The organism is Lysobacter enzymogenes (assembly GCF_017168095.1).
GTDB classification, from domain to species: Bacteria; Pseudomonadota; Gammaproteobacteria; order Xanthomonadales; family Xanthomonadaceae; genus Lysobacter; species Lysobacter enzymogenes_D.
In genome coordinates this window covers 1-7,057 of record NZ_LXSD01000552.1, presented here as the reverse complement: position 1 = coordinate 7,057, position 7,057 = coordinate 1, and the positions used below count along the sequence as shown (strand labels likewise).

General features: G+C 73.1%; 7 protein-coding genes. 5 read left to right on the top strand and 2 right to left on the bottom strand.

Annotated features, from left to right (window positions below):
- The coding region (locus A7A76_RS21830; protein ID WP_206413284.1) for a DUF2891 domain-containing protein at positions 1-1,125 on the bottom strand (1,125 nt) is incomplete at its 3' end.
- 169 nt (positions 1,126-1,294) lie between these two features.
- Here A7A76_RS21830 and asnS point away from each other — a divergent pair.
- The 5 genes from asnS to A7A76_RS21805 all read left to right on the top strand — a co-directional run bounded on the left by asnS (position 1,295) and on the right by A7A76_RS21805 (position 4,963).
- Positions 1,295-2,695: an asparagine--tRNA ligase gene (gene asnS, locus A7A76_RS21825; protein WP_206413283.1), complete on the top strand. Its 1,401-nt coding sequence runs from the start codon at positions 1,295-1,297 to the stop codon at positions 2,693-2,695.
- Positions 2,696-2,875: 180 nt separating this feature from the next.
- Positions 2,876-3,181: a hypothetical protein gene (locus A7A76_RS21820; RefSeq protein WP_206413282.1), complete on the top strand. Its 306-nt coding sequence runs from the start codon at positions 2,876-2,878 to the stop codon at positions 3,179-3,181.
- Positions 3,181-3,492 (top strand): hypothetical protein, encoded by a 312-nt coding sequence (locus A7A76_RS21815; protein WP_206413281.1) that lies wholly within the window; start codon positions 3,181-3,183, stop codon positions 3,490-3,492. The genes A7A76_RS21820 and A7A76_RS21815 overlap by 1 nt, the downstream gene beginning before the upstream one ends.
- 7 nt (positions 3,493-3,499) lie before the next feature.
- A complete protein-coding gene (locus A7A76_RS21810) occupies positions 3,500-4,135 on the top strand; it encodes an FMN-binding negative transcriptional regulator (protein ID WP_206413280.1) in 636 nt (211 codons plus the stop codon).
- A 42-nt stretch (positions 4,136-4,177) separates the two neighbouring features.
- Complete coding sequence (locus A7A76_RS21805) at positions 4,178-4,963, top strand: SDR family oxidoreductase (protein ID WP_206413279.1); 786 nt, start codon at positions 4,178-4,180, stop codon at positions 4,961-4,963.
- 147 nt (positions 4,964-5,110) lie between these two features.
- On the opposite strand, the gene A7A76_RS21800 is transcribed toward A7A76_RS21805, so the two are convergent.
- A complete protein-coding gene (locus A7A76_RS21800) occupies positions 5,111-7,000 on the bottom strand; it encodes a carboxypeptidase regulatory-like domain-containing protein (RefSeq protein ID WP_206413278.1) in 1,890 nt (629 codons plus the stop codon).
- Positions 7,001-7,057: the final 57 nt, after the last annotated feature.

The following is a 7,057-nucleotide window of genomic DNA, read 5'->3' as shown; positions in this document are numbered from 1 at the left end:
CCGCGGCGGCGCCAGCAGGTAGGTGGCGAAGCTGCCGAGCCAGTGCGAGCCGGCGTAATGCGCATCCGAGACCGCGCGCAGGCCCAGCTCGCGATGCAGCGCGGCGGCGGCGCGCAGCGCGCCGATCCGGCGGTCGCGCGGCGGCAGGCCGGCGGCGATGCCTTCCAGCATCCAGGCGCGGCTGAGGTTGAGCCCGTCGAGATGGGCGAGCTTGCCGTCGGCCGGGTCCAGCACCACGCCCGGCGCCAGCCAGTCGGCGCGCGCGCGGCGCGGGATCTGCGGCAGGAAACGGCCGAGCCAGCGCGCGAATTCGGCTGGGGCCAGCGCCCGCCGCATCAGGTCGGCCTCGGCCAGGCACGGCGACAGGAAGTCCTGGCCGGAGGGCTCGTAGGCCAGCGGGCAGTCGCGGTCGCCGAGGTAATAGTCGCGGGTGCGCGCCAGCAGCGCCTGGCGCAGCGCGCCGTCGCCGCTGACCTGGGTCCAGTCCAGGGCCAGGCCGAACGCGAACGCGGTCTGGCTGTGCTCGCCGACGCGGATCGGCCGGGTCAGCTTGGGCAGCCAGCGGCCGAGCCGCGCCGCGGCCTCGCGTTCCAGCGGTTCCAGCGCCTGCGCCCAGCGCTGCGCCTGCGGGTCGTCCCAGCCGCGCAGTTGCGCGCCCAGTTGCAGCAGCCAGGCCAGGCCGTAGGGACGCTCGAAGCCGTCGTCGTCGGTATGGCGCAAATAGGCCAGTTCGCCGGCGAGGTTGGCCGCGGTCAGGTGCCGGTCCAGCGCCTGCCGCGCCCGTTGGGCGAAGGGCTCGGCGGGAAACCGCTGGGCCAGCCGCGCCAGCAGCCAGTGCCCGTGCACGGCCGAATGCCAGTCGTAGCAGCCGTAAAAGGCCGGGTACAGCCGCGACGGCGGGGCCGCATCGGCGGCGCTGTCGAGGCGGTGGGCGATCTTGTTGGGGTACTCGCGATCCACGCAGGCCAGCGCCAGTTCGGCGAAGTGCGCGGCGCGCGCGGCGTCCAGCGTCACCGGCTCCAGCGTCACCGACTCCAGCGCGATCGGTTCGGCCGGCTTCGCCGTCGCCGCCGGCGCGGCGCCGGCCTGCAGCGCCGCCAGCATCAGCCCCAAGGCCGCGCCCAAGCGCCAGTGTCCGCCGCGCCGCAATGCTCCCGTCCCGCCCTCGCCCATGCCGCGCCCCCGTCAGCCGTGATCCTTGCCGCAGTCTACGGGCCCACGCCGCGGCGCGCTGCGCCGGAATCATCCGTTATCATCGCCGTCCCTCACATTGCAACGCGTAAGGCGGCACGACATGACGGTGGTAAGCGTCGAACAGGCACTCGCAGGCAAGCTCCCGGCGGGCGGCGAAGTCACGGTCCGCGGCTGGGTGCGCACCCGCCGCGACTCCAAGGCCGGGCTGAGCTTCGTCAATGTCAGCGACGGCTCCTGCTTCGCGCCGATCCAGGTCGTGGCGACCAATGCGCTGGCCAACTACGACAGCGAGGTCAGGCACCTCAGCGCCGGCTGCTCGGTGATCGCCACCGGCACCCTGGTCGCCTCGCAGGGCCAGGGCCAGAGCTTCGAGATCCAGGCGACGAAGCTGGACGTGGTCGGCTGGGTCGAGGATCCGCTGACCTACCCGATGCAGCCCAAGCAGCACTCGCTGGAATACCTGCGCGAATTCGCCCACCTGCGCCCGCGCACCAACCTGTTCGGCGCGGTCACCCGCATCCGCCATTGCCTGTCGCAGGCGGTGCACCGCTACTTCCACGAGAACGGCTATTACTGGATCAGCACGCCGATCATCACCACCTCCGACGCCGAAGGCGCCGGGCAGATGTTCCGCGTATCGACGCTGGACATGGCCAACCTGCCGCGCGGCAAGGACGGCGCGGTCGACTTCTCGCGCGATTTCTTCGGCAAGGAAACCTTCCTGACCGTGTCCGGCCAGCTCAACGTCGAGGGCTACTGCCTGGCGCTGAGCAAGGTCTACACCTTCGGCCCGACCTTCCGCGCCGAGAACAGCAACACCACGCGCCACCTGGCCGAGTTCTGGATGATCGAGCCGGAGATCGCCTTCGCCGACCTGATGGAGAACGCGCAGGTCGCCGAGGACTTCCTCAAGTACCTGTTCCGCGCGGTGTTGAACGAGCGCGCCGACGACATGGCGTTCATCGCCGAGCGGGTCCAGCCCGACGCGATCAAGCGCCTGGAAGCGTTCGTCAACTCGCCGTTCGAACGCATCGACTACACCGACGCGATCGCGCTGCTGCAAAAATCCGGCAAGAAGTTCGAGTTCCCGGTCGAATGGGGCCTGGACCTGCAGACCGAGCACGAGCGCTGGCTGACCGAGGAACACGTCGGCCGCCCGGTGGTGGTGCTGAACTATCCCGAGCACTTCAAGGCCTTCTACATGCGCCTCAACGACGACGGCAAGACCGTCGCGGCGATGGACGTGCTGGCCCCGGGCATCGGCGAGATCATCGGCGGCAGCCAGCGCGAGGAGCGCCTGGACGTGCTCGACGCGCGCATGGCCCAGTTCGGCCTGGACCCGGCGCACTACGGCTGGTACCGCGACTTCCGCCGCTACGGCACGGTGCCGCACGCCGGCTTCGGCCTGGGCTTCGAGCGGCTGGTGGTGTACGTGTGCGGGCTGGCGAACATCCGCGACGCCATCGCCTATCCGCGCGCGCCGGGCAGCGCGGAGTTTTGACCGTTTCCGGGCGGACGCGTCCGCCCCCTCCCGTCGTTCCCGCGCAAGCGGGAACCCAGGGCTTCATCCAGGCATGGCGCTGAAGTCTCTGGATCCCCGCCTGCGCGGGGATGACGATCGCGAGGCGGCGCGGCGACCGTTCAGCGCCCGCCTCACCGCAACCCCACCAAGAGGCAGCGGATGATCCTGTTCCTGGCCCTGACCTTCGTAGGCATCGCGATCTCCGCCCTGTGCGCGTTCGCGATCTTCTGGCCGCTGGCGCTGGTGCACCTGCGCGACCGCCACCCGGCGCTGCGCGGCGAACTCGGCGAAGCCGCGTTCGTGACCCCGGCGGCGTGGAACTGGCTGCTGCGCCGGCGCTACCGCGCGGCCGGCGACCGCAACCTCGACGGCCTGGCGACGCCGGCGCGGGTTTCGCTGCTGATCACCTTCGCCGCGCTGGCCTGCGCCGGGCTGCTGTGGCTGCTTTCCCTGCTGGTGCCGTGATGACCGATACATTCGAAAACGAACAATGGTGGCTGGCCACGCTCGGCCGCACCGTGATCTGGGCGCGCCTGCGCGTGCTCGAGGCCGGCACCGCCGAAGTCCTCGACAGCGACGGCAACACCCTGCCCTACGACAGCGACGACACCGCGCGCGCGGCGTTGATGGACGCCGAGTTCGTGCAGTACGACGGCCTCGACGAGGACGACGCCGCCGCGCGCGGCTTCGCCCTGGCCGAGCTGTCGCCGCCGCAGGCCGGCAGCGACGCCGCGCTGGCCGCGCAGATGCTGCAGAAACTGCCGCCGCGGCACTGAGCCGGCCGTGTACCTGCCGCGCGCGTTCGACGAAGCCGACCTCGCCGCGCTCGACCGCCTCGCCGCAGCCGACGATTTCGCCACGCTGATCACCGTGCGCGACGGCGCGCCGGAAGTCAGCCATCTGCCGCTGCTGTACGCGCGCGACGGCGAACGGGTCGAACTGCGCGGCCACTGGGCGCGGCCGAATCCGCAGGCGCGCCACGCCGGCCCGGCGCTGGCGATCCTGCACGGCCCGCACGCCTACGTCTCGCCCGGGTGGTACCTCGACAAGGAGCCGGCCGCGCGCGTGCCGACCTGGAACTACGCGGTCGCGCACCTGCACGGCCGCCTCGACACCTTCGACGACGAAGCCTCGCTGGCCGCGCTGGTCGACGAGTTGAGCGCGCGCCACGAAGCGCGCGTCGGCGGCGACTGGCGCTTCGACAGCGAGCGCGACGAGCTGCGCCGGCAACTGCGCGGCATCGTCGGCTTCCGCTTCCGGGTCGAACGCATCGAGCTGAAGTTCAAGCTCAGCCAGAACCACCCGCCGGGCAATCGCGAAAGCGTCGCCGCGCAATTGCAGGCGCAGCCGCGCGAGCACAGCCGCGCGGTCGCCGCGCTGATGCGCGAGCGCATGGCCGCGCCCGACGCGCAAGACTGACCGCGGCCCGCGCTGCGGGCCGCCGCACACAGGAGTTAGCGTATGGACCTGAATCTCACCGGCAAGCACGCGCTGGTCTGCGGCGCCTCCGAAGGCATCGGCCGCGCCGCCGCGCGCGAACTGGCGCTGCTGGGCTGCGACGTCACCGTGCTGGCGCGCCGCGCCGACGCGCTCGCCGCGGTCGCCGCCGAGCTGCCGCGCCAGGGCGCACAGGCGCACGGCTGGATCGCCGCCGACGTGTCCGAACACGCCGCGCTGTCGGCGCAGGTGCAAGCCCTGGCCGCCGGCAAGCCGGTGCAGATCCTGGTCAACAACACCGGCGGCCCGCCGGGCGGACCGGCTCACGCCGCCGAGGACGCGGCGTATCTGGATGCCTTCAACCGTCACCTGCTCGCCAACCACGCCCTGCTGCGCGCGGTGCTGCCGGGCATGCGCGCGGCGCAGTGGGGGCGCGTGGTCAACGTGATCTCGACCTCGGTCAAGGAACCCATCGCCGGCCTGGGCGTGTCCAACACCATCCGCGGCGCGGTGGCGAGCTGGGCCAAGACCTTGTCGCGCGAACTCGGCGGCGACGGCATCACCGTCAACAACGTGCTGCCCGGCTACACCCGCACCGCGCGCATCGAGCAGATCGTCGCCGACCGCGCACGCAGCAGCGGACAGACGCCCGAGGCGGTGATCGAGGCCATGCGCAAGACGGTGCCGGCCGCGCGTTTCGCCGAGCCGGCCGAGATCGGCGCCTGCATCGCGTTCCTGTGCTCGCCGGCGGCGGGCTACGTCAACGGCGTGAGCCTGGCGGTCGATGGCGGGCGGATGCAGTCGATCTGATTGCGGTGGCGCCGGCGGTTGGGGTTTGTCGCGGCTGAGCGGAAAGCGTCGGGCCTGAAGGCCCTCCCACACGTTTCCGGCGGCGCCGCCCGCGCTTTGTGGGAGGGGCTTCAGCCCCGACGTCTTCGGCTGCGATCGCCTCGAACCTCACCGCCCCGAGTTGGCGGGCTCCTCCTGCGCCAGCGCGGCCGCAGCGCCGCGCCCCAGGCGCGAGCGCTCGAACCACCACAGCGCGGCGCACAGCGCCAGCCACGCCGCGAACCACGGCCACGGCGAACCGCGTTCGCCGGTTTGCGCCGCGGCGTTTGCCGCGGCCGTAACCGCCGATCCGCCCGAACCTAGCGCCAGCGCGGCGGTCGCATCGCGCAGCTCGCTCGCGCGCAATCCCGGCGCCTCGTCGGCGGCGCGCACGTAGAAGTCCTGGCGCCGCTCGCCTTGTTCCAGCGAATGCCAGCCCGCGACGGTCGGCCAGAAGCCGGCGCAGGCCCGCGGACCCGCCGCCGGATCGGGCAAGACATCGGCCCGCGCGCCGTCGGGCGCGGCGATCTTCGCCTGCGCGTCCACGCCGCAGACGCGCACGCGCTCGCCCACGCGCGCGTCGCTGCCGATGTCGGCGCGCGCTATCGCGCGCGGCCGCGCCAGCGCCGACAGCGCCCGGCTCCACAGCCGGGCGTGCATGACCTCGCGCCCGGCCAGCACCAGCCGGAAGCTGTCGCTCAAGCCCCACAGCGCGATGCGTCCCTGCCCGGCCGGTCGCCACGCGGCGAAGGCCTTGCCGTCGGCGTCGGCGCCCAAGGGCTGCAAGGCCGGCGCATCCAACGCCAAAACGCGCCGGGTCAGGCTCGGCAACGCGGGCGGCGCCTGTTCCGGCGAACGCGGCGCGTCGACGCTGCCCGGGCCCAACCTCGCACGCAGCGCGGCTTCGTCGAAACCTTCGGCCGGCAGGCGCACCGTGCTGCCGTCGTCGCCCGCGCCGGGCTCCAGACCGAACTCGCGCAGCTGCGCGCGCACCCCCGGCGACAGCGGCCCGGTCGCGCGCAGCAGCACGCCGAGGCCGCCGCGCAAGGCGGTCATCAACGCGGCGCGCTGCGCCGGCGCCAGCGCCTCCCAGGCGCGCTCATCGAGCACGACCGCGTCGAAGCCGGCCAGCGTCGGCGCGTCGATGCGCAGCGGCGCGTCGCCCAATTGCAGGCCGGCGCCGACCGATATCTGCGTGTGCAGCTTGAGGCCGGCGTCGCTGGCCCAACGGCGCAGATACTTGAGTTCCGGCCCGGGCGCGCCGGCCAACAGCAGCACCCGCACCGGCGGTTCGGCTTCGACCGACACCGGCAGCGCCACGCGTTCGATCTCGCGCTGCTGCGCATCCACCGCGCGCACGACGAAACCGGCGCGGCCGGCGACGCGCGCCACCGCTTCCAAGGCGAAACCGGCGCCGGCGCCGAGCGCGGCGCGGTCCACGCGCTGGCCGGCCGGATCCAGCAGTTCCACCGCGCCGCCGTTCGCGCCTTCGACTTGGCCGCGCACCGTGAACGCTTCGCCTTCGCCGACCCGCGCCGGCGCCCACGCGCCGACGATGCCGCGCGGCAACGGCGCGGGCGCAAAATCGACGGCAAGGCCACCCGCCGCGTCGCGATCGCGCGGCGCCAGTCCGGCGCCGACGATGCGCAAGCGCTGGCTGTGCGGATAGCGGCGCAGCGCGCTCGCCAGATCCGGCACGCGCGCGCCGGCGATGGCCGGCGGCGCTTCCGGCAACGCCACGCGCATCTCGCCCGCGGCCTCGCGCCACGCCTCCTCGCCGGCGCCGGCGGTGGCGACCAGCAACGTGCCGGCCTGTTCCGGCAAACGTGGCGGGAACAATACGAAGTAGAGCGACACGGCGACCAGCGGCTGCGCCAGCGACAGCGCCACGACGCGCCAGCCGCGCGAACGCGACGACGGTTCGGCGCGGTACTGGCGCAAGACCGTGCGCGCCATCGCCAACGCAGCGGCGACGGCGAGCGCGCCCGCGACGGCCATGTCCCAGTTCGCCGCGTTCATCGCGCCTCCTGCCGCAAGGCGTCGAAGTAACGGCGGTCGCGCGCGTCGCCGGCCTCG

Excerpts from the sequence above, each read along its gene's own strand:
- A7A76_RS21805 (WP_206413279.1), top strand. The coding sequence starts at position 4,178 with ATGGACCTGAATCTCACCGGCAAGCACGCGCTGGTCTGCGGCGCCTCC.
- A7A76_RS21800 (WP_206413278.1), bottom strand. The coding sequence starts at position 7,000 with ATGAACGCGGCGAACTGGGACATGGCCGTCGCGGGCGCGCTCGCCGTC.
- A7A76_RS21820 (WP_206413282.1), top strand. The coding sequence starts at position 2,876 with ATGATCCTGTTCCTGGCCCTGACCTTCGTAGGCATCGCGATCTCCGCC.
- asnS (WP_206413283.1), top strand. The coding sequence starts at position 1,295 with ATGACGGTGGTAAGCGTCGAACAGGCACTCGCAGGCAAGCTCCCGGCG.
- A7A76_RS21815 (WP_206413281.1), top strand. The coding sequence starts at position 3,181 with ATGACCGATACATTCGAAAACGAACAATGGTGGCTGGCCACGCTCGGC.